The sequence below is a fragment of the Rahnella sp. CJA17(1/100) genome, assembly GCF_963881615.1.
Taxonomy (GTDB): Bacteria; Pseudomonadota; Gammaproteobacteria; order Enterobacterales; family Enterobacteriaceae; genus Rahnella; species Rahnella aceris.
Genome location: NZ_CAWOJA010000014.1, coordinates 15,079 through 35,805, shown reverse-complemented (window position 1 = coordinate 35,805; position 20,727 = coordinate 15,079). Strand labels below are relative to the sequence as shown.

The following is a 20,727-nucleotide window of genomic DNA, read 5'->3' as shown; positions in this document are numbered from 1 at the left end:
ATTGAAAATCCGGCCGATAACGTGAAAGCACCCGCACCTTACCTGTGCATCATTTATCAGCTTGTGACGATGAGGGGATGGAAATTTGAGAAAACTGACGGCAGCCTGCATGATGGTCAGCTTGCTTATTGCTGCAAGCGTTTATCCAATGGCACAAAACGCGTATAACTCAGCCAACGCAAATAAAAGCTACAAAAAATCCGCGCTTTCCCTGGGGGATGCAACTGGCACCTTTGATGCCAAATTTCTGTCCCACCGGTTGATTAAATTTGATGAAGAAAGCGGTCTGGCAACGGTAGAAAAGGCTAGCAAGGCTTATGGGAATACTGAGGCTTATTTTAATTCCACCAGAAGGGATTGCGCCTCAAACCTGAGTAACGTGCGTTTCCTTGCCTGCGCTAACAAGCTGCTCGGTAAATCCTTTTACTACACGCCTGTTGCAGCCGTCTCTAAAGGGTGGTCTGCCCGCTTTTCAGACTGTGATTTGAATGTCTATCTTCTGATGGATGCTATGCATATAGCAGGGAAAGAGGCCGAAATTGTTTATGCCCCACACCATGCGTTCGTGGCTTACCGTGATGAGCAAACCGGCCAAATCGCGTATTGGGAAACTACAGATAATCACAATTCAGGGAAACTTGCGGATCTACAAGAAAGCTTTTACCTGAAAACACCCAGTCATTTTTATTATCAGCCGCAACCTTTCTCTTATGCCGAAAAGCTTTACCCCGCTTTGGTTATTGATGAAATCAAATCTCTCCAACGTCGTGATGCTCTACGTCAGTTTCTCAACATGAATTTCGCTGATAACCCAATCGTGCAAGATGGCTGGTACGAAAATAAAAAACACATAACCCGTGAAGATGCTCAGACACTGCTTTTTCTGCTGAAAACCGATATTACGTCCGTATCGAAAAGGATCTTATTGGCAAAATACCTGAATACTCATAACCAGCAGGACAAAGCCCAGTTTTTTCTCTCGCAGATAACAGATGATAACTGTAATGATGCCTGCCTGACGCTTAAGAGCCAGTACTCTTTCAAATACAGCTTCGCTCACTGGTCTTTAAAATACATCTCGCTCTCCCTGCCTGATTTCTTTAAAAGTATCAGGCAGTCGTTAAAATTTTACTTACTCATTTTCGTTTGCTCCGTTCTATACACAGTAAACCTAAAAGTAACCCTGCAAATATGTAAAAGAAAGGTTCATTCCCTGCCACTACATCCGGATAGGCGCGTTGAGTGAAAATATAAAACGCGGTTGCCAAACTGGCAGCGCAGTAAATTCCATAACGGCGCAGCCAACCGTTGAGAGTGGGTAGCCCTGAACTGATGACGTGATCCAGGTAAATGCACCACACCGGTAGTAGGGTAAACAACCACCCAGGCAGGCTGAAAAACATCCGGTCTGACAAGTAGCGCCATTCCGCACCCGGTGGAAACGTAGGAACGGTGTCGGCTCGGGTGCAGAAGAAAAACCACCACGTTGTACCGCACCAGATAATGGCGCACAGCAGCACAAGCTTTTCAGCGGGTGTTCTCTTCGTCTTTACCGGCTGTGCGCACGGATCTGTTGTCTTCATCTTTTTTCTTCCTTTGGGATAACCACAACGTCACCGCTTAGCGGATGGCGTTCTCAGGCTTGATGTTCATCTACCGTCGGGGAACGGACATGCGTTACTGCGGGGTGATGGCCTGACTGGAAGGCACCGGCCCCAGCGTATTGGAGGGCAGATTGTCGATATCCGCCTCAATCATCAGCGCGACGCGCTGGCTCAGGGTGCCCATGTCGGTATCCCCCTGATAAAGCGGAAAAGCCGCAATGGTATTGTCCGGACGCGGGGTGGCGACGTTAACCAGAAACGTGGTCGGCGTGGCGATGGGCAAGCCATTGCCAAAAAACGTCATGATTTCACCCGCCAGCGGCTCATTGGCGCCGCGTTTACGGGGAATAAGGGCCACCGGAAAGGACGTATCACCATAGCCGTCAAGCGTATAGGGATAAACCTTGATATCGACCTCATCTGACCACTGCTTTAACTTCGGGTCGAATTTCGCGCTGTACGGACACCCCCGCTGCATAAACACCACGATGGCATAATTGTTCAGGTTCACCTCGCGCCCGTCGGTGAGCGTCATCATGTGCGGCGCATGATTTGAGGGAATACGCGCCTGCGGTAACCCCAGGTCAGGCAGCGCCGGTGACCAGTTCGTTTGTGTCTTGGACCTTTCCAGTGCCGCTATCTGGTCGGCCACGGTTGCCTGCGCGACCAGCGGAGTCATCAGGCAACAGAAAAGGAAATGCAGGCTCAGTTTCACGATTTTGCCTCCCGGTTCTTCCTGCGCGCCTTACGGTGTGCGAGGACTTCAGACGCGATGAGCACGACCAGCGACAGGATCAGGCAGGTGAAGGTTGAAAAAACCAACACCTGTCGCGTCAGCGTCGCCGAGTAGGCCAGCAACTCACTCAGGCAGTTAGCGATGATGCCAAGCAGAAATAACACGGCCACGACGGGCAAATTATTCATGTTTTTGCTCCTGTTTCCCGCCCTGAACCGCCATGCTAAAAGCCACAACGGGCTTCCGGCCTTTACGTCCCACCATCAGCCAGCGTGCGGCCAAATAGACACACGCGTAAAGCGTGGTGAGAAGCCCGTAGAGATTAAGCAGGTTGTGATTAAACCCCGTGATATAGGTTTCACGGCTCACCTGTTCGGGGACACATTGGTAAGGTGACGGCGTGACCGGCTGCGGTAGCGCCCGTTCATTGACTGTCATGCCCGCCGGGAGAGCAGCACATCCCCATACATTACCCGGCGCGGCCCCCTCCACCAGCCCTTCGGCCTGACGGATGACAAACGCCCCCGGCGAAGGCCAGGCATTAACCACTATAAAGAGAGAGAAAATAAACACCGGCCCGATGACCATGATATCGAGCACGAGCCTGACCGCAGCCCAGCCGGCTGCGGCGCCCGTTTTGAGCGCTGAAAGTTGCATGAGAAATCCTCGGTTCTGAAGAAGGGGTTAAACGGGGGGTTAGTCGGTGAGGTCTGCCGCGTAAGGCACGATACGTTCACCGACACTCAGGAAGGAGCAGAGCAAGATGAAATCGCCCGTCCCCTGCTGTGGGCAATAGTCAAAGTTCAGCATGTCGTCCATGAAGTGCGCCTGTATCGCACTTTCCAGCGCATGACAGTCCAATCCGGGGCGCGTTGAAAATGTCACAACGTCATACTCAATGCCGGTGAACGTTTCACCTTCCCTGATGCTTTCAATATTAAGAACAATGCTTTGCATAATGGGCCTCCCTTTAGAAGTTAGGTTTGAAACCCGTGGCCACGTTCAGAAAACGCCTGGCCAGGTCATCTTGTGTCATAAAGCCATAGGCCAGCGGACGAAAGTTGCGGGAGGCCGGGTTAACCAGGAATAAGGCGGGGAAATGGCTGATACCCATCCGGGCACTTTGCCCTTCGTCCTGGCGGCTGTCCGGCACCTGCGGGGAGATTTGACCGTCCACGCTCACCGGAATTAACGAGATATGCCGCGTGCGGGCAAAGTCAGCCACCACCCCGGCCATCTGCGCATCAATCGGGTCACTGCCCCGATTGAAGTAAAACATCCCGTACTGGGCAGACAGTTCGCTGATGGCCTGTGCCTGTTTGGCCTGGTCGCTGGCTTGCTGCAGCGGTGCCGTACTGTTGTAGTGCGGGTGTTCGAGGTTGTAATCCAGATCGGGATGATCCAGCTGCGCCACCGCAAACGACTGGCTGAACATCGATGCCCTGTCCGTCCAGAACTTCTGCCAGCGCAGGAAAGTGGCGGTATTTTCGCTCGACGGGTTAAGAATGGCCCGGTCCAGCGCCTCCTTCGTGTAACGCTTGAGCACTGCCGCCTGCTCTGACGGTGACAGCTTGCTAAAATCCGGCACTTGCGGGGACGGGGCCGGTTTGGGTGCCGGCGTGTCCGCCGGCTTCTTCGGTTCGTTGTACCAGTGCCAGCCGGTGAACGGATCCGCCGGTGTCACCACCGCATCGGCCGGTGTATCTGTACCGTCCGCCCACGCCGGTAACGTGAGACTGAGCAGGCAGGCAAACCACAGTGTTTTCATCATTTCCCTCCGCCCTGCGCGTTAACCTGCGCCGCAATCCTGTCTTTCACCTGCTGAACCATCACCGACGAGTTCGGGATTTTCTGGTTGGTCATCAGGTCGCTGTAGAAATCGGCAAAGTTAATCAGGTCAAAGTTGATGGCCTGCAGCTCAGGCACGGTGATCCCCCGGCAGTTCGGTGAATCACCGCTGCCAAAACTCACACCCAGCTGATCGCGACGCCCCTGCTCCTGAATAATGCGGGCCAGCTTGCCCCCGAACACGCAATACACCTGTTTTTTCTGAATACAGACGCCCAACACGGCGCGGTTGCACGCCTCACCGACGCTGACCACCACCTTTTTCGCCTTGGCCTTGCCGATGGCCATTTCGTCACTGTTGCAGTTCGCCAGTCCCGCGTTGTTCCCCCAGCCGGAGTCCACGCAGCAGTTGGAGAAACCGGCCATGGCTTTGCGACAGGACATCGCCTGACCGGTAAAGGCTTTGATGTTGATCTGGTCGTTGACGACATCATCACCGGCGGATGCCAGTCCCGCGAGTTTGGCCACCGCCGTGTCAAAACCGCTGTCGCCGGCGCCGTTGGTGTCGTTACAGTCCCCTGACATGCACAGATAATTGCCGCCGCAGAGTTTGCCCGTGGAGGTGAAAATTTCCTGACATTGGTAAGTTTGAGAGACATGGGAGCAGGTGCCGTTCGTTGTTTCCATACAAGATGTGGCAACTGATGTACAACTGGGGTTGCTCATGAGTGCACTGCAGTTACCGTTTGATGCCGCATTGACCTGATAGGTATCGGTGTACTGCCAACAGTCGCTATAAACAGTCTGTGCCTGACCGTTGACAGTCGTGGTTTGGTTGCCGCCAGGTATTGAACACGTTGAGCTCGTCAATTGGCTGGTCGCAGGGTCTACATTGCAACTTGGAGAAGACCAGGTCACTTCCGGCACCCAAACCTGTTCGGTCGCCATAATCTGAACGGTCAGCTCCCAAGATAAATAGCCTGTTTGGTAATAACCTATAAGTGTGGTCTTACCCGCACCATTCTTAAAAGTAATAAGGCCGGTAACGATGCCCGTATCAGGAATGACTACGCCGGCCACGTTAATATTAAAGTTCTCATAATATTCGCCATTCTGATTTGTTGTGGCGAAATCGTTCCCCCATAAACTCATATGGTGTAAGTATGTCGCTGTATTTTTTAAGCCATGAAGTCGAATAGAGCCACTCACTAAGGTCGCCCCAGCTGGGAGGGAAAACTGGTAATGAATTCCTGTGTCATCGTCTTGGCTATAAACCCACGACGTCGGATCTACATTAATAGTTTGTAACGTAGAACGCGTTTCGTAATGCCCACCAGGAGAAGCCGAACGCGTACATGTCCCGGTGTAATTAATGTCCCGATCGCAGTTGTAATTCTGGAAAACACTTTTGCTGACCACTTTGTCCGTACACTGATCGTAAGTACCGTTGACGACCGCGCCGGCTGTGCTCTCAGCATCCTTGCCGTTGGTAATAAAAGGCGCATTCGGATCGATGGTCACCGCCGGATTGGTCGTGCCGGAACTGATAATCGCCTGTCCGGCATTGTTCTGCCCAAGTTCGGTCTGGCCTTTGTCACTGATACCGCCGTCTCCGCCCTGCACGCCCCCGTAATACCCGCTCTGTGACGGACTGGCGGTGTATCCCGGAATGACGCTCGAGGGTGAGGTATTTTTCATCCCCGAGGTTCCCTGACTGCTGTTGGTTTTTCCGTAGCTGGAACCGGCATTAAAAGCATCGCTGACGGCATCGGCCTGTGCCCCCTGGGCACACAGCAGCAACAGTGACAAAAGCAATCGCTTCATTATTTCCCCTCCGCCGTTTTCAGCAGCTGTGTCGCCGTGGTCGCACAGTCTCCCCGGCGCACGACTTCTTCGAGTGCCTGCTTAACCGGCAGGCTGCCGTAAAGCACGTCATAGTTGCCCTGACAGGTGACCACCAGGGCGGGCACAGCCTTGATGCCATATTGCTGATACAGCGTCGGGTCAATCTGCACCCCCGCCTCTTTATCTTTCTTGGACAGCTCAAACATCACCGAGGCCGTTTTGCGAAAATCGTTATCCAGCAGGCCGCGCAGCGTCGCCGGTATACCAAAGCGGCGGGCATCGGCGAGCATGGGCAGTAACCCTTCTTCCGGAATGCCCAGACTCACAAAATAGAGCGCCTGCGGCGTGGGGCGGTCGGCGCTGTTCTGGTCAGCCTGGGAGGCGGCGATTTCGTTTTGCAGCTGAGACACCTTATTTTGCTGTGCCGGTGGCAGGGTAATGTTCATGCCCTTCAGCTGCGCCTGGAACTGCTCAAGCTCGGTTTGCCGGTTAGCGTAGTCGGGCTCGACGATTGACCAGCTTGCTGGTCATGAGCCGAAGGGGGACAGGTTCCAGCCCTGGTGGTTTGTTGTGAAAATCAGGAACCGGCCATCGATGACCAGGAAGCGGAAGATAAATCCAGGCCACAGCAGGTTGCGGAGAAGCTACCTCACGAAAATCACGCGACAGCACAGGCCCGGTCGTCCCGGAACACCGGCTCCCGTCGTCATGTTTATTGCGCATTGAGCGGGCAGCCGCGGTGGCGAAGCCACGGCAGCGCCCTGTTCAATGGCCTTTGACGTTCGCCCTGGCAAACAAAGCATTCAGGCTATAGCCCCGCCGCTCAAATGCGGGGCCATGCTTTCCGGGGTCAGTCTTTGAAGGCGTGGTCGAGTTCGTTCACCTGTTTATAGATTTCCAGCATCTGGCCGCTGAGCTGGTTCACCACCTGCCCGGCCAGGCGCCGGGTTAACCCGTCGCTGCCCCAGAAGTATTTTTTCTCAAACGCCCGGAACTGCTCGCGGAGTTCATAGGTCGCGTTCGCCAGCGCCGCCACGTCCACACGCAGGGCAATATTGTCTGAATAGTTGCTCATATCAGGCTCCCGTACTGCTGAAAGGCTGCAACCGGCGCCGCCGGACGCAGACGCTGAAATTCCGCCAGGCGACGCTGCCCTGCCGCGTGGTACTCCTCCATTAACTCGATGCCAATCCAGCGTCGCCCGAACTGCGCCGCCGCGACGCAGGTCGAACCGCTTCCGGCAAAGGGGTCGAGTACTATCCGTGAAGGACTCAATCAGCGGCCGCAGGATAGAGACGGGCTTTTCCGTCGGATGGTGACGGTTGCCGGTGTACTGCCAGGGCATGACGTCCGGGAGCGGTTTTTCCGGCAACGACGGGCGCCCTCTGGCGAGGACATAGGCGCTTTCGTGCTGATAGCCGACGAATGCGGATTTCGAAGCATAGGTCATGGTGAAAACAATGTGGCCTACCACGCGAAAGCCGGCGGCTTTCCATGCGGCCATAAACTGATCCACCCGGTTCCAGCCGTAAAAACTGACCGCCAGACTGTCGTTTTTCAGCACCCGGAACATCTCGCGGCTGGCCGGCAGTAACCAGTCCCCCTGTTTATCGTTGGCAATAGACCGCCCTGACCGATCAGTAAACCCCACCAGGTAAGGCGGATCCGTGAGGATAAAATCCACGGAACGGGACGGAAATGTTGACATGACCTGCTGACAGTCACCCTGCATATATCGGGACATAGTGTTACTCACAGAGAGTGCCGGAACCGGCCGGCGCCGTGCCCCCACGACAGACGGGCGCAAAGCGGAGCTGGAAGGCCTGACGCGGAAGCCGCAGCACCGCCAGGAACGGGCTGAATGCACCGTGACTGGCGGTGACCGGGTGAGCAGTTGTGTTTAATGTCAATCAGGAAGGGGGTTAAAGACGCGCAGTGACTATAGGTGATTAGCGTCCGTTATGAGCTGTGAGTTCAACCGATGGATCCAACACACTGATTGAACGGCTCTGAGCGAAAAACGGACTTTATGCTTGGATTAGAAATGGTATTTAGAGGCTTTACACAGATAAAATCTGATTCGGTTAAACCGTTTCACGCCGAGTTTTACAGAATTATTATTAAGCGCGCAGCGTTAAGAACTGAATCATCGATCTCGTAAAACTTTCGTGCTGCGCGTGTTGGAAAAGGATTCTCAATTTTTTTGATTGTTTTTATCTCCCAAGCTAGCCAACCGGCTTCATAATAAGATGCGCAAGCTTTAGGGATGTCATCTTGTCTAAACTCTCTGATTTCTCCCAATGTAATGATAGCTAAGGCGGTTCCGACCTCCTCCTGGCCATCGACCGTGAGGAAGTGTTCATTTTCAACCAGTAATATCTCTTCCCCTGTTCGGACGTCAGGCTGCCATCGCCTTATTTCCAGCGTTTTTAAGCCATTTGTGATTTGAGTTCCGGCAGGCCAAACGATTGAAAGTGCTTTCATCGGGTTCCCATCATCTTAAGATAATCCATTGATTATAAAACATAATACTCGATAAATCATATCTTCGGTAGAATGGTTGTTTTACTGAATGCTAAAGATAAAGAATATTAAGGTTAGCTTTTGGTACGCAGCAGACAAACACGTGACGCTGAAGGTCTGCTGAGAGCGAGGAGCGGAAGCTGGGAATTGTTCTCACCAATGAGGGGTAGTACTAACAGATGGTTTTTGTCTCAAGACTTTGATTGCAATCACGGTGATTTGTATAATAAAATATTAACAATTAATGTATGATCCTATTCCTTGTTTAGCTGTTATATACTAAATAACATCAAGGACAAAAAGTATAAATAATAAAATTTATATGGAGTTGTAAATTGAAAACAGAATATTTAATTACATTTGATTCAAGTGATTGCGTATGTGCTGATGTGTCAGCATTCAGAAGCCTATTATCTGCACATAAATCAATATCATTTGGCAAAGGCGATAAAATTTCACACTCAGGAAAACAATATAAGTACCAATTAGCACAAGGCTCATTAACTGATGATTCTATATACTATGACTTAACAATAGAGGCAGAGGCAACGAGCAGTGAAGAAATCAATGAGTTCAAAAAATTCTTAAAAGACATAAGAACAATATGCTCTAAATTTAGCGGGCGGGATATAATAATCTTGCATGATGGTATTGGTGAAGAATACTGTATATTAGGTTATCCCAAAATATATAAGACTGAAAATCTAATGCGCAAACTTATTGCTAAGTTTATGGCAATAAGTATTGGGTATAATTGGAGTGAATCAAATACTCCTAAGGAAGTTCTCGACTCAGTTAGAGGTGAAGTTAAAAAAGAGAAAACAAACTTTTTACATGAAGTCGACTTCATACAATTATCAAATTTTCTATTCAAAAAATATACAAAATCAGATGCAGGTAGATTTTTTGAAACAATAAAAGGAAAGGATGACTCCGACACTTTCACCTCTAAAGATCTGAAACACTATGTACCTTTTACGAACTGGGAAAAATACTTCGCTAAAAAGGTACAGTGCGAATCTGAGTATTTAAGAACAAAATGGGAAAAGCTTTACGAATATAGATGCAAAATCGCGCACTGTAAAGGGATCTCAAAACAAGAGCTAAATGACCTAAGTACTATTAGCGATGATATTTGTCAAAAAATTCAAGTCGCACTTGATTCCATTGGTGACCTACATATTGAAGAGATAGAGAGAGAAGAGTTAGCTGAAAACTTCAGTGGAGCTGCAAGTAAAGACTCAGCGGATTTCATTAGCAGGTACTATCACCTGGCAAATATTGTATTGGAACTTTGCAAGTTGTCGTCTAGTGATAACGATATATTCTACAAGAGTGATACAAATAGAAAAAATATAAGGATGCAATCTAAATATCTATGCAACAACAAAGGAATTATAACAAGAGAAATGGCTGATATGATAGATCAGGCACATGAAATTAGAAACATTGTTGTTCATAAAGTTGGACTTGTGAAGTTAAATGAATCCGAAATAATCAAGTCATTAGAATCTATAAACGACTTGTTAGAAGAGTTTTCATTAATCGATAAAGACACATTAGAAACAAAAAAAGGCCTTGATCTGAGGAATCAACAATGAAAATAATCAAAACACCAGTACCAAGCAGATTTTCTAACTAGTGTCTGTTAGTAACTCCGTGTATATTCCAATAGTTCAAGGTGATCGCTCAGACGTTCACCGAACTATAAAATAAAATGATTCATAGTAAACCAAAGAATCATGCAATTTATTTAAATAACGGTTATTTCTTAATTGAAAATTATGGTCGCTAGATGGGGATAGAAGAATCTATGTGTTTCTCAAAAATATTTCGAGACTGATTTGCAATTCACTGATCATAAAATTATCATAATCCGTTCTCACTCAATTAAACACCGTGCTCATGTCTGCTTCTGGCATGAAATCGCCTGTTATGCCTCAACTGTGTGCTAAACATCAACAGGCAACTTTACGTGGACAGCAGAAATAAAAAATATGACTCGACTATCTTCTATCCTTCAACTAGTTGTTGCTATTGCTTTAGGTTTATTTAATAAATAATTACGAGTTAAAAAAGTGTTTTTGGATTTTTACATTCTCTCTGCAGCAATCAAGAATATTACTTGAGTTTAATCCAGCAAATCCACGAAGCGACAGAACGCCTAATGAAAATATGTATGAGCACAGCATTGCAAAATAATAGCTCTCATACCTTTTAAAGGTTGATTTAGACGTAATAAATGGACTTATAGACGCGCCGTGAGCCCTTTCATTACGCATTGTGTATAAAAAAAGAGAGATTAAAATGTCGAATCTTTTCGCATGGCTCAATACATTTGAGGCTTTGCTTAAATCAAGCTTCGAAGGATAGCACTTGTTACTTTGACTAGTCTTCTTACCCTTGAGGTATAGTCTCATAAAACTTGAAGCACTTTTAAGATGTTCTAAAGATGTCGGGCTCGATGCCGGAGTTGGTGTGGATGGAAATTGATTAAGCAATTGTGCGTACTCAACTTTACCGAGGCATTTTTCAATTCTATCTTGAAATTTTCGACCTTCAAAACTATTGTCTTTATGTGCTTCGAAAATATTTTTGGTGATATATCTGCAAGTCATTAAGGGAATGTTTTCGGTTAAAATATCTATAATATTTTGCCAATCAAGGTTCTGATTAATTGACAATTTATTGCTTAACTCTTCTAGGACTTTTTTTGTTCCACCTCTTGGGAATATTGCCCTTCCAGCATCATCAATGACTTTAAAATTATTATCAAAAGTTTGATCTGGACGAAATGGTAGGGTATTCAAACCATCAATGTAATGACTTAAGTATACTTGAAAGCTGGCGTCTTCATCGTACTGCAATTTAATTGGTGAAAAAATAACATTGAGTCCTTTATCTTCCAGGCGTTTTATAAATTCCAACTCAGCCTTAAATAATATTTTTTCTGGATAATTGTTATGTATATCAACTCTTGTTTTCTGAAAATTCATTATATTTACCTATATAAAATTTCAAAATTATTTTTGGTGGTTTTGAGTCATAATCGTTCTCATCATACCATTTTCACTAATCTTCACAACGAGTTAACTATCATCTGATAAAATCTATGATGCTGTGGATTTGCTTCCCTTTACTTGCACATCGTGGATGATCACATAGTGATCTCAGCAACGTCCGCTTCTGGCACATAGCGGTCATACGCCCTTTCAGTAGGCAGCTTTGTGCCAGGAGCGGACATAGCTCATAACCCGGGGACGTTAGAATAATTTACCTGACGAGCCGCAGCCCTCTTGAGACAATTTTTTTGAATTCTTCACATTCGGAATGCTCAGTCTTCGTACAACATGCAACATGTTTCAGTCCCCGGCTTAACAACTGGAGTTTGCGGATAGTGCCGTCGATCTCCTTTGCTCGTTGAAGAAGCTGAACGCGGTCTAATGCGAGTTTGTTCTCTGGACTAAACATCGTCGCTATTTCATTAAGAGAAAACCCTGCAGCCTGCCCAAGCGCGATTAATTGCAGTTTATTGATCACGTTTTCATTGTACTGCCTTCTGAGACCATTACGGCCAACAGGTTTGATTAGTTGTTTCTTTTCGTAATATCGCAACGCTGACGGGGTAACTCCGGTAAGGTCAGAGATTTCCCTGATATCCAGTTCTTTCATTGTTGACTTAAACCTCACTTTAAGTTGCACACTGATTATTATGTCATTTAAAAGAAGGAGTACGCTTTGGATATCATCATTTTTTTCAAAACCGTCACAACGGGCATTGGAGCAACACTGGTCATGGATTCGTGGTCGTTATGTCAAAAGCTCATTTTAAAAATTCCACCATTAGATTATGCGCTGGTAGGTCGCTGGATTTTATGGCTTCCACAAGGAAAATTAAGGCATCACACCATTCTTTCAGCGTCACAGATACGAGGCGAGAATCTTACTGGCTGGGTATTCCATTATCTGACTGGGATACTTTTCGCGGTTATCCCACTTTTGCTTAACGGAAGGGTCTGGCTCCATGACCCCTCTATCTTCATGGGCATGTTAACAGGTTTGTTAACTTTGATTGCCCCGTTCTTAATTTTGCAACCCGCGTTTGGCTTTGGTATCGCTGCCTCCCGTACACCTCGTCCATGGGTGGCGCGTCTTTTAAGCCTGATTACGCACCTTGCGTATGGTATCGGGTTATATGGCATTACCACTATTATGGCGTCATTATCATAGCGCCATTGAGCAGTTCAAGTGTCAGAACATCTACTCTTGTCGCCTGGAACTAACCATGTCGCAGTGTTGATAAGCCGGGTGGCCAAAGAATTATTAATCTGCGGACAATTTCAATGTCCGCTTCACGCCCTGAGACATTCGACAAGCTTTTTATGGCCTAAGTAAGGGCGAGTGTCGCGCTTCGAGTGCCAGCAAATATTTCACTTCGCTCAAAGCAGATCGTGCAGCGCGCAGGTCAGCTCTGTGCCAACAGCGGAAGTTCGCAACTTTATGACTAACATTGAGGTGTCCTAAACAACGGGGAGAAGGTCACCGATAAAGATGGTTTTGTGAAGTACACGAAAGACGGCTTTAACTTTGATGCGCAGGAACGGATGTTGGGATGTCTTGTATCAGCTAAAGACAGGGGGCTCACATCGTTCTGGTTAACAGTGGTGCGCCTAAGTTAACGGAACAATACCGCGATAGCGGTTTTTCGCATACACCACTGGAAGTCTGAATCACGAGAATATACCAAAGACGTTATAGCTACTCATTAAAACAGTGAGGCTCTTGTGGCCTCTCTTGAACAGCAAATAGGTGTTTTTTAGCCTAAATATCACCACCCCATAGGTCATCGCCGACTCCACCCTTTTATATCCTCATTGGTATCGTTGAACGGTTATCCTGGTTATCCGCTTAATCCTATTTAGGGAGACATCTGCACCTGGTGGCCTGGCGACATTTTCATCTAGTAGGGTGGAGACATAAATGCCTACTGGGCTTCTATGTAAATAGTTGTTGAAAGGGTATAAAGTGCAGTTATCGAACACAGGGAGATTTTTAAATGACTGTATCTGCAAAAAACGAAGATGACAACACCGAAATAGCAGTTCCTGCCCCACCAGACAAAGCCAAGTCTAGCCGGGTAGCCGATGAAAAATGGGGCAAAGATGTTATGAAGGCAGGATTCTGCCTGATCCCATCAATGCTGCTTAGATGCCAGCAGAGGCTGGGCTTAAACCCGACGCAATTGACCATTATGCTTCAACTGGCAGATTTTTGGTGGGACGCAGGAAGAAAGCCGTTTCCTAGCAAAAAAACCCTCGCAACCAGGGTAGGTTTGAGTCCCAGGCAAATACAACGCTACATGGTAGAACTTGAAGAAGCAGGACTCCTAACGCGAATCATTCGCTCAGCAGATAACAACGGTAAGCTGAGCAATGAATATGACCTAACCGGGCTGGTGAAAAGACTGAAGGAGCTAGCGCCTGAAATTTTGAAAGCAAAAGAGGATAGCAAGCAGGTGACGAGAAAAGGAGGGTTGAAGAAATGATAGGCGTAAAAAAACCCGCAGAGCGGGTTTCTTTAGTACTGCAATATTCTTTTGTCCCGGGAGGAGGCTTTCGCCCGCAAGACCCGCGGCTCTCAAGAACAATATTACACGCGTGGGGGACTACATGTCAATTATGACTCAGGAAGACGCAGACATTGTCCACCTTGCGCTGTCTCGTGCGCGCATGTCTACGTATGAGAGTGCAGCAGTTGAGCAAGGAAAGTCAGCGCTTGCACTTTATGCATGGAACGGTCTGATTTCAGGGGCTTTACTGACGCCTTTGCAGATGTGCGAGGTGATCATTCGAAACGCGGTTTCAGATGCACTTGAAGCACTTTATGGATCTGATTGGCCGTGGAATCAAACATTTGAGACCAGCTTACCTTTTGCAAGGAAAAAGGAACTGCTTGAAGCGCGTAAGGACGCAACAACTGTGGGACAGTTAATTCCTGAACTGAGCTTTTACTTCTGGCAGAACATGTTCACCAGCCGTCACTATGGTCGAATTTGGGACGGGCACATTGACCGCCTTTTCCCAAATATGGAGCTCGGAATGACCAAGCAGGCTAAACGCATCTTCATACAGAATGAGATGGATCATATCAGGGCACTTCGCAACCGTATTGCTCACCATGAACATATCTTTAAGCGAGACCTGGAAGACGATTATCAACGCATTGTCCAGTTAATAGGATTGCGGTGCACAATATCTGCACAATGGTTAACTCAGAATAACTTTTTTAATACGGTTTTCGGGTTAAAACCTTAGATTTAATACAAAAGATTAATCTTTAAAAAGATGAAGATAGTAACAATCTCAATGCCAGTTTTTAATGACATATAAGCCGATTGTTATGAAAGAAATATCAAAATGATGCAATGGCTTTTTCAGATTATCACTTTCGATATTTACATCTGAGCAATCCCCCGCAAGCAACCGAAAGAAAATCAATGCGTTATTTGTGGAGGAATGAACAAAGTTGAAGCCGTACCTAACACAAGTGATGCCAGATCTTCTATAGCTATCCACTCAATTCGTGCTGACGCAATAATGTATGGTGAAGCTTCATAAACACAAACTAATGTATGAGGAGCGTAAAACGCCAACAAATACTCCACAAGATTGTTTATTTTTGATTTGTAGTTATACGATAAATTATGGTTACTCTCGCCTATAATCCCTATCTGCCATAGAATTAGCCCAACCGTAATATCTATTTTCTTTTTATACAATAATAAATAAGTTGATTCAAAGCTAACACAACCATGAACAGCAGGGTCATAACCGACATCGGCATACAAACAATCAGCAGCTGAAATGGAAGGAAACATTTCAGCTGAAACCCCCTCTCCTTTTGCTATTTTAATAGCTTTATGAGATGGGTAGACGAAGACACCTGGATGCCCATAGAAAGCAGCACAAACATGCAATCCTTTCCGGGCATTGTCCAGTAACACATTAACCATGTTATTGTAGGTAATTAGTCTCTCTTGCCCCTCAATGTATAGTGGCTGGAGTGATATAGCGTCACTACGTAGTTTTTTCAAGTAGAGTTCAGTTATAGTGTCAGCAACTAAATAAAAAAATTTATCAGAAGCACTAATAATTGACTGGGTCTCACTAGTTATATGTGACTGTCGTATACCAGTACCAACGATTTTCAATGAGCCATTCTTAATCATATATGCTCATCTTTAAGGTTAGTAGACAATAGGGACGGGCAATACATAAACGGCCTGTACAGGACTTGTTCCATCATCGTTTTGCAATGCTGTAGTAATGCCATCTTTATCACCAGTTACTACTAATTTCTTATGCTCGTCGCTTAAATTGAACTCATTCATAACATCTTCAGGGGATGAAAGATATCTTTGTAAAAGCGCCTGGTCATTTCCAATACTTTGAAGAAAGTTTGCGAGCGACTGGGGGCCTATAGGTTGAATAGGTTTAATTGGTCCGTTCATCTTTTTTTTCCTCGTGTAAGAGTGAATGATGATATCGGATTAAATTTAGTTGCTAACGTTTACTTTATCAATTGCAAACGAATTCTTTTTTGCAATTTTAAGTTGAAAAAAAACGACCTTAAATTAACCATATGAATAATATTGAATTTATTGCGCGATTTTTTCAGTTTTAATTATTTAATCCTATACTCACCTTTCCTTTAAGTTCTCTGTTGCGGTGGAGTTCCGATAGCCTGCAGTCTCTGCTCAACTACATGAGCATGTATGACATTAATCAGCAAACTGGGATCTATGTGTACCGGTCATAAAGGATTCCCTCCCCGACCAGCCATTACCGGGGAACCGTTTTTCTCGTTAACGGCACCCCCGCACTGGTTCAAGACCGCCTCTTTGCAAAACACCCACATATTGGTCTGGCCATATTCACCCGCCCCTGGCTCGTCATCAACAACAAGCCCGTTGTATGCGTAGCGGATCCAGTCTCTTGTGGTTCGTTTGTCCTGCCCCCATTAAACTAACATACCATGTGTCAGCAATGTCCGCTGTTGGCACAGAGCGGCCTGTCCAGTTGCCTGTCAAGTCCGCTATGAGCGCTAAGCGGACGTAAAAGAGGTGCTTAGGCTGCTACGTGTATTTGTATAATTTAACGGAAACTTGACCCGATATGCGCGAAACTTGGCTCTCCTGAAGCAGTGGAATTGCCCGATAATCACTATAATCGGTTTTCGGGTCATGGTTGACATGGCTCCTGCTGGTTTAAACAAAGTTTGGAGAACATATAATGAAAATTACTCAGGTCCGTAATGCCACTCAGATCCTCGAATATGCGGGTAAGAAGTTCCTTATCGATCCCATGCTTTCTGACAAAGATGCATGGGATGGTTTTGAGGGAACAGCCCGTCCAGAAATTCGTAACCCTATGGTGGAACTGCCTCTGGATATAAGCTCACTGCTTGATGTGGATGCCATAATTGTCACTCACACCCACGCAGATCATTGGGATCAGGCCGCTGCAGATATTGTGCCAAAAGATAAGCTGATTTACGTCCAGAATGAGAATGATGAAGCGCTGCTGCACGATCAGGGTTTCACTAATCTGGCTGTGCTCAACGAAACCAGCAGCCTTGAAGATATTGAACTGATTAAGACAGCATGTCAGCACGGTTCAGATGAAGCCTATGCCAACCCACAGTTGGCAGAAATGCTTGGCGATGCCAGTGGTGTTGTGTTCCGTCATCCATCGGAAAAAACCTTATATCTTGTTGGTGACTCTATCTGGATTAAAGCCGTCGAAGAAAACATGCGAAAATATATACCGGATGTGTTGATTATGAACACCGGTTGGGCGCATGTGCTGGGCTACGGCGCAATCATATTTGGTAAAGAGGATATTTCGAAGGCGCACTTTGTATTACCAGAAGCCCAAATTGTTGCCACCCACATGGAAGCTGTTAACCACTGTCTGGTCACACGACAGGAACTCCTGGAATATGCGCTGATTAACCATATTCAGGATTACGTTTCAGCTCCTGCAGACGGTGAATCTGTCACGTTCTGACGGAAACCGATAACTAAGGAGCCACGATGTCTGTGATTTCAGTTGCCATTCTCGTTACTCAGGGCTTCAGCACTTATCACGTATCAGTTCCGCTGATCCTTTTTGGCGATACCCTCACAGACCAACGGCTCTTTACCCGCCTGATATGCGCTGAAAAGCCGGGTCTCATCTGGTCTGACGAAGGAACGGCAATACAGGCCGATCATGGTTTGGACGTTCTGACTCAGGTTGATACCGTCATTGTGCCCTTCTGGGGAGATGTGCGTAAACGACCATCCGAGCCTCTGCTTAACGCTCTGGTAAAAGCGCGTGAAGCGGGAGCTCAGATAGTGGGGCTATGTTTAGGCACTTTCGTACTGGCTTATGCAGGCTTGCTGGACGGGCATATGGCGGCAACACACTGGGAGTATGAGGAAGATTTTCGGAAGTTGTTTCCCTCCGTTCATTTGAATCTTAACGAACTCTATGTTGATGACGATGGACTGACTACATCGGCAGGAACGGCTGCGGCGATGGATTGCTGCCTGTATATCATTCGTCAACATTTTGGCAGCCTGACGGCTAATCACATTGCCCGCAGGATGGTCACACCTCCTCACCGTGATGGTGGTCAGGCGCAGTATATTGATCATCCCGTCACTCAAAAGACAGCCGACTGTAGAATTAATAGGGTGCTTGATTACCTGCTACTAAACCTTCAGGAACCGCACGATATTAATTCTCTGGCTGAATACGCCTCAATGAGCCGCAGGACACTGACGCGACATTTCACGAAAGCGACAGGTATGTCCGTCGTTGAGTGGATAACGGCGGCACGACTGCACCGGAGTCAGGAGCTGTTGGAGAACATGGATCTTCCTGTAGAACAGGTAGCTGAACAAGCGGGGTTTCAGTCAGCACCCACTTTTAGGCTACAGTTTCGGGAAAAGTTCGGTGTCAGCCCCAGGGAGTGGCGGAAAACATTCCGTAATGCATAACTCATTAAACTGAAGACAGATGACCCAGTACTATGAACGTCCGCACCTGGCACAGGGCTGCTGTTGCAGCCCTGACAACCTTAGACTTCAATCGACTCAGAGATCTCTAACGCATCATCGACTTCAATGCCCAGATATCGCACTGTGCTTTCCAGTTTCTTATGACCTAACAGAAGTTGGATGACCCGGAGATTCTTGGTCTTCTTGTATATCAGGTAAGGTTTTGTTCTTCTCATGGAGTGTGTGCTGTACAGCGAATCTTCGAGACCAAGCTTTCCTACCCATCCATGAAAAATACGGTTGTATTGCCGAGTTGAAATGTGTTGGCAAGAACCGACCCTAGATTGGAACAAGTAGTCTTTACTGTGCAGATTGCCCAGCTTTATTAGCGCTGCAACTGCTTCTCTTGTCCCTTTGGTTATCTCAAATTGAACGGGGCTACCGGTTTTCTGTTGTAACACCGTTGCTCTGCTCGAAACAGAACTGCCATATGCAACATCTGACACTTTGAGTTTTACCAGATCACAGCCCCTGAGTTTACTGTCTAAGGCCATGTTGAACAGGGCTAAATCGCGCGTTTTGCCTTCCAGTTCAAGTCTAATTCGAATCCCCCAGATATGAGATATCTGAAGCGGTCTTTTTTGTCCGATGATACGGTCTTTGTTCCACGGTGACGTGTTCATGCTCAAACCTCCTGCAATGTGGGAGATTTAAGTATGATTGTCCCTAATGAGCGATCAGCGGACGTTACCGACCCGTCAGGCCAGCTTGAGCGCATTGCCTGACTCATGAAGCGCGTCAGCCAGATCCTGTGCCAGGGCCTCTGCCTGCTCTTCACTTAGTGAGCCGGGTGTCAGGCGGATAGCATACTGCGGCTCCGAAAGATAAAAGCCCGCGCCCGCGCGGACGAGCCAGCCGCGTGCTTTCATAAGGCTGATGAGCGATGTAGGTTCTTTGCGCAGCGGAAGCCAGACGTTTAGCCCGTCGTATTCCCACGCAGCCTCCACGCCACAGACTTGAAGCGCAGTGAGCAGGACGTTGCGCCTGTCACGGTAAAGTGCTGCAGCATGACTGACTTTCTGCGCCACAGCCTTAGATAACAGCGCTTTCTCCGTCATATCCTGCAGGATATGGCTGACCCATTGCGTGCCTGAGGCCATACGCCGGCTTAACTTTTCCGCCGTGCTGGGATTGCAGGCGACCAGCGCCATCCTCAGGTCAGGGCCGTAAAACTTGGAAACCGAGCGGATAATGGCCCAGTTCTGCCTTCCAGCAGAAATCACGTTCTGATACTCGTACCCTGAAAGCAGCGAAAAATGATCGTCTACGATAACCATCACGTGCGGAAAGCTGGCCAGTACGCTCATGATTTCTTCCGCCCGCTCCGGGCTCAGACTACAGCCAGTGGGGTTATGCGCTCTGGGTGTAACGATCACAACCTGCGCACCTGCTTCCAGAGTCTCCCGCAGCGGGCCAGGAAGCAGGCCGTGCTGGTCAACCGGCACGCCAGCCGGAACGTACCCGAGACTGCGAATCGCGTTAATGCTGCTCAGAAAACAGGGTTCCTCAACCGCAATTTTCTCGCCAGGCGTAAGGTAGCCGGTCATCAGTCGTTCAATGGCGTCAACTGCCCCGTGCGTCAAACCTAGGCCAAATGGACCGGGTACATCACGGCTGAACCACTTACGGCCCGCTTTCTCAAGACCCGGATTAATGACGCTCCCGCCATAGCAGCGTGGCGTCAGGCTGACGGCCTGCAGCAGTGATGCCAGATCCGGCAGCACTGACGGCTCTGGATTACCGCCAGAAACGTCAGTCAATACTGTCTGACTGGCGGAGCCTTCCTGTTCCGTGACATCGTCAGGCTGCGTGATGGTAGTGCCATAGCGCCCGTTGGTGACAGCGAGACCGGCAGCCACAAGCTTCTTGTAAGCTGAGGCCACGGTGTTGCGGTGGACACCAAGCCGCACGGCCAGCTCCCTGACGGGCGGTAGCGGATCACCGGGTCTGAGCCTGCCAGTACGTACTTTCTGCCTGACGGATTCAAAAATTTTGGATGCTGTCATTGTTCTGTTCCAGTCCTAGCTGGCTTCCATAAGAAGTAACTGTTGGCACAGGCTTTACACTACCTACTGGTGGTTGCGGCTGAAAACCGGTGCCGTAAAAAAATAATGCCTGAGGGTATT

At 47.7% G+C, this 20,727-nt stretch carries 21 protein-coding genes and 2 pseudogenes; 7 read left to right on the top strand and 16 right to left on the bottom strand.

What is annotated here, in order from left to right; all coding sequences use genetic code 11:
* The first annotated feature begins 85 nt into the window (after positions 1–85).
* Positions 86–1,246, top strand: a complete 1,161-nt coding sequence (locus AACU55_RS09640) for a hypothetical protein (protein ID WP_134706916.1) — start codon at positions 86–88, stop codon at positions 1,244–1,246.
* 431 nt (positions 1,247–1,677) lie between these two features.
* Here the strand turns inward: AACU55_RS09640 and trbB are convergent, their stop codons facing one another.
* The 10 genes and pseudogenes from trbB to AACU55_RS09590 form a co-directional block, all read right to left on the bottom strand.
* Positions 1,678–2,319, bottom strand: coding sequence for an F-type conjugal transfer protein TrbB (gene trbB, locus AACU55_RS09635; RefSeq protein ID WP_134706915.1), 642 nt, complete (start codon positions 2,317–2,319; stop codon positions 1,678–1,680).
* Complete coding sequence (locus tag AACU55_RS09630) at positions 2,316–2,528, bottom strand: hypothetical protein (RefSeq protein ID WP_134706914.1); 213 nt, start codon at positions 2,526–2,528, stop codon at positions 2,316–2,318. The genes trbB and AACU55_RS09630 overlap by 4 nt, the downstream gene beginning before the upstream one ends.
* Positions 2,521–2,997, bottom strand: coding sequence for a hypothetical protein (locus AACU55_RS09625; RefSeq protein WP_134706913.1), 477 nt, complete (start codon positions 2,995–2,997; stop codon positions 2,521–2,523). The genes AACU55_RS09630 and AACU55_RS09625 overlap by 8 nt, the downstream gene beginning before the upstream one ends.
* Positions 2,998–3,036: 39 nt before the next feature.
* On the bottom strand, positions 3,037–3,297 hold the full coding sequence (locus tag AACU55_RS09620) for a hypothetical protein (protein ID WP_014695890.1): 261 nt from the start codon (positions 3,295–3,297) through the stop codon (positions 3,037–3,039).
* Between the two features lie 13 nt (positions 3,298–3,310).
* The gene (gene traF, locus AACU55_RS09615) at positions 3,311–4,108 is read right to left on the bottom strand and encodes a type-F conjugative transfer system pilin assembly protein TraF (RefSeq protein ID WP_134706937.1); all 798 of its coding nucleotides are present in this window, start codon (positions 4,106–4,108) and stop codon (positions 3,311–3,313) included.
* Complete coding sequence (gene traN / locus AACU55_RS09610) at positions 4,108–5,952, bottom strand: type-F conjugative transfer system mating-pair stabilization protein TraN (protein WP_134706912.1); 1,845 nt, start codon at positions 5,950–5,952, stop codon at positions 4,108–4,110. The genes traF and traN overlap by 1 nt, the downstream gene beginning before the upstream one ends.
* Positions 5,952–6,461, bottom strand: a pseudogene (gene trbC, locus AACU55_RS09605) (type-F conjugative transfer system pilin assembly protein TrbC); the annotation flags it as partial. The gene traN and the pseudogene trbC, both read right to left, overlap by 1 nt.
* A gap of 362 nt (positions 6,462–6,823) precedes the next feature.
* Positions 6,824–7,048 (bottom strand): hypothetical protein, encoded by a 225-nt coding sequence (locus AACU55_RS09600; protein ID WP_134706911.1) that lies wholly within the window; start codon positions 7,046–7,048, stop codon positions 6,824–6,826.
* Positions 7,045–7,717 (bottom strand): annotated as a pseudogene (locus AACU55_RS09595) (DNA methyltransferase). The gene AACU55_RS09600 and the pseudogene AACU55_RS09595 overlap by 4 nt, the downstream one beginning before the upstream one ends.
* A 362-nt stretch (positions 7,718–8,079) precedes the next feature.
* The gene (locus tag AACU55_RS09590) at positions 8,080–8,457 is read right to left on the bottom strand and encodes an ASCH domain-containing protein (RefSeq protein WP_134706910.1); all 378 of its coding nucleotides are present in this window, start codon (positions 8,455–8,457) and stop codon (positions 8,080–8,082) included.
* 374 nt (positions 8,458–8,831) lie between these two features.
* On the opposite strand from AACU55_RS09590, the gene AACU55_RS09585 reads away from it, so the two are divergent.
* Positions 8,832–10,097: a HEPN domain-containing protein gene (locus tag AACU55_RS09585; protein WP_134706909.1), complete on the top strand. Its 1,266-nt coding sequence runs from the start codon at positions 8,832–8,834 to the stop codon at positions 10,095–10,097.
* 462 nt (positions 10,098–10,559) lie between these two features.
* On the opposite strand, the gene AACU55_RS09580 is transcribed toward AACU55_RS09585, so the two are convergent.
* Both AACU55_RS09580 and AACU55_RS09575 read right to left on the bottom strand, forming a co-directional pair.
* Entirely contained in the window at positions 10,560–11,492 is a 933-nt protein-coding gene (locus tag AACU55_RS09580; protein WP_134706908.1) for a hypothetical protein, read from the bottom strand.
* 277 nt (positions 11,493–11,769) lie between these two features.
* A complete protein-coding gene (locus AACU55_RS09575) occupies positions 11,770–12,168 on the bottom strand; it encodes a helix-turn-helix domain-containing protein (protein WP_134706907.1) in 399 nt (132 codons plus the stop codon).
* Between the two features lie 66 nt (positions 12,169–12,234).
* On the opposite strand from AACU55_RS09575, the gene AACU55_RS09570 reads away from it, so the two are divergent.
* The 3 genes from AACU55_RS09570 (at position 12,235) to AACU55_RS09560 (ending at position 14,810) form a co-directional block, all read left to right on the top strand.
* A complete protein-coding gene (locus tag AACU55_RS09570; RefSeq protein ID WP_134706906.1) occupies positions 12,235–12,726 on the top strand; it encodes a DUF2938 domain-containing protein in 492 nt (163 codons plus the stop codon).
* 826 nt (positions 12,727–13,552) lie between these two features.
* Positions 13,553–14,041 carry a helix-turn-helix domain-containing protein gene (locus AACU55_RS09565; protein ID WP_134706905.1) on the top strand — a complete coding sequence of 163 codons (489 nt, stop codon included), beginning with the start codon at positions 13,553–13,555 and terminating at the stop codon, positions 14,039–14,041.
* Between the two features lie 124 nt (positions 14,042–14,165).
* Positions 14,166–14,810: a hypothetical protein gene (locus AACU55_RS09560; RefSeq protein ID WP_134706904.1), complete on the top strand. Its 645-nt coding sequence runs from the start codon at positions 14,166–14,168 to the stop codon at positions 14,808–14,810.
* A gap of 179 nt (positions 14,811–14,989) precedes the next feature.
* On the opposite strand, the gene AACU55_RS09555 is transcribed toward AACU55_RS09560, so the two are convergent.
* Complete coding sequence (locus tag AACU55_RS09555; protein ID WP_134706903.1) at positions 14,990–15,724, bottom strand: SAM-dependent methyltransferase; 735 nt, start codon at positions 15,722–15,724, stop codon at positions 14,990–14,992.
* Between the two features lie 18 nt (positions 15,725–15,742).
* Positions 15,743–16,006: a hypothetical protein gene (locus AACU55_RS09550; protein ID WP_134706902.1), complete on the bottom strand. Its 264-nt coding sequence runs from the start codon at positions 16,004–16,006 to the stop codon at positions 15,743–15,745.
* 781 nt (positions 16,007–16,787) lie between these two features.
* On the opposite strand from AACU55_RS09550, the gene AACU55_RS09545 reads away from it, so the two are divergent.
* On the top strand, positions 16,788–17,564 hold the full coding sequence (locus tag AACU55_RS09545; protein WP_134706901.1) for an MBL fold metallo-hydrolase: 777 nt from the start codon (positions 16,788–16,790) through the stop codon (positions 17,562–17,564).
* Positions 17,565–17,590: 26 nt separating this feature from the next.
* On the top strand, positions 17,591–18,541 hold the full coding sequence (locus tag AACU55_RS09540; RefSeq protein ID WP_046694667.1) for a GlxA family transcriptional regulator: 951 nt from the start codon (positions 17,591–17,593) through the stop codon (positions 18,539–18,541).
* Between the two features lie 80 nt (positions 18,542–18,621).
* Here the strand turns inward: AACU55_RS09540 and AACU55_RS09535 are convergent, their stop codons facing one another.
* Together AACU55_RS09535 and AACU55_RS09530 are read right to left on the bottom strand one after the other, a co-directional pair.
* The gene (locus AACU55_RS09535) at positions 18,622–19,224 is read right to left on the bottom strand and encodes a site-specific integrase (RefSeq protein ID WP_055778310.1); all 603 of its coding nucleotides are present in this window, start codon (positions 19,222–19,224) and stop codon (positions 18,622–18,624) included.
* A gap of 75 nt (positions 19,225–19,299) precedes the next feature.
* The gene (locus AACU55_RS09530) at positions 19,300–20,607 is read right to left on the bottom strand and encodes an aminotransferase class I/II-fold pyridoxal phosphate-dependent enzyme (protein ID WP_134706900.1); all 1,308 of its coding nucleotides are present in this window, start codon (positions 20,605–20,607) and stop codon (positions 19,300–19,302) included.
* Between the last annotated feature and the right edge of the window lie 120 nt (positions 20,608–20,727).

What these genes read in the sequence shown, in the direction of transcription:
- AACU55_RS09630 (WP_134706914.1), bottom strand. Translation starts at nt 2,528, where the DNA reads ATGAATAATTTGCCCGTCGTGGCCGTGTTATTTCTGCTTGGCATCATC.
- AACU55_RS09625 (WP_134706913.1), bottom strand. Translation starts at nt 2,997, where the DNA reads ATGCAACTTTCAGCGCTCAAAACGGGCGCCGCAGCCGGCTGGGCTGCG.
- AACU55_RS09620 (WP_014695890.1), bottom strand. Translation starts at nt 3,297, where the DNA reads ATGCAAAGCATTGTTCTTAATATTGAAAGCATCAGGGAAGGTGAAACG.
- traF (WP_134706937.1), bottom strand. Translation starts at nt 4,108, where the DNA reads ATGAAAACACTGTGGTTTGCCTGCCTGCTCAGTCTCACGTTACCGGCG.
- traN (WP_134706912.1), bottom strand. Translation starts at nt 5,952, where the DNA reads ATGAAGCGATTGCTTTTGTCACTGTTGCTGCTGTGTGCCCAGGGGGCA.
- AACU55_RS09600 (WP_134706911.1), bottom strand. Translation starts at nt 7,048, where the DNA reads ATGAGCAACTATTCAGACAATATTGCCCTGCGTGTGGACGTGGCGGCG.
- AACU55_RS09590 (WP_134706910.1), bottom strand. Translation starts at nt 8,457, where the DNA reads ATGAAAGCACTTTCAATCGTTTGGCCTGCCGGAACTCAAATCACAAAT.
- AACU55_RS09580 (WP_134706908.1), bottom strand. Translation starts at nt 11,492, where the DNA reads ATGAATTTTCAGAAAACAAGAGTTGATATACATAACAATTATCCAGAA.
- AACU55_RS09575 (WP_134706907.1), bottom strand. Translation starts at nt 12,168, where the DNA reads ATGAAAGAACTGGATATCAGGGAAATCTCTGACCTTACCGGAGTTACC.
- AACU55_RS09565 (WP_134706905.1), top strand. Translation starts at nt 13,553, where the DNA reads ATGACTGTATCTGCAAAAAACGAAGATGACAACACCGAAATAGCAGTT.
- AACU55_RS09560 (WP_134706904.1), top strand. Translation starts at nt 14,166, where the DNA reads ATGTCAATTATGACTCAGGAAGACGCAGACATTGTCCACCTTGCGCTG.
- AACU55_RS09555 (WP_134706903.1), bottom strand. Translation starts at nt 15,724, where the DNA reads ATGATTAAGAATGGCTCATTGAAAATCGTTGGTACTGGTATACGACAG.
- AACU55_RS09550 (WP_134706902.1), bottom strand. Translation starts at nt 16,006, where the DNA reads ATGAACGGACCAATTAAACCTATTCAACCTATAGGCCCCCAGTCGCTC.
- AACU55_RS09545 (WP_134706901.1), top strand. Translation starts at nt 16,788, where the DNA reads ATGAAAATTACTCAGGTCCGTAATGCCACTCAGATCCTCGAATATGCG.
- AACU55_RS09540 (WP_046694667.1), top strand. Translation starts at nt 17,591, where the DNA reads ATGTCTGTGATTTCAGTTGCCATTCTCGTTACTCAGGGCTTCAGCACT.
- AACU55_RS09535 (WP_055778310.1), bottom strand. Translation starts at nt 19,224, where the DNA reads ATGAACACGTCACCGTGGAACAAAGACCGTATCATCGGACAAAAAAGA.
- AACU55_RS09530 (WP_134706900.1), bottom strand. Translation starts at nt 20,607, where the DNA reads ATGACAGCATCCAAAATTTTTGAATCCGTCAGGCAGAAAGTACGTACT.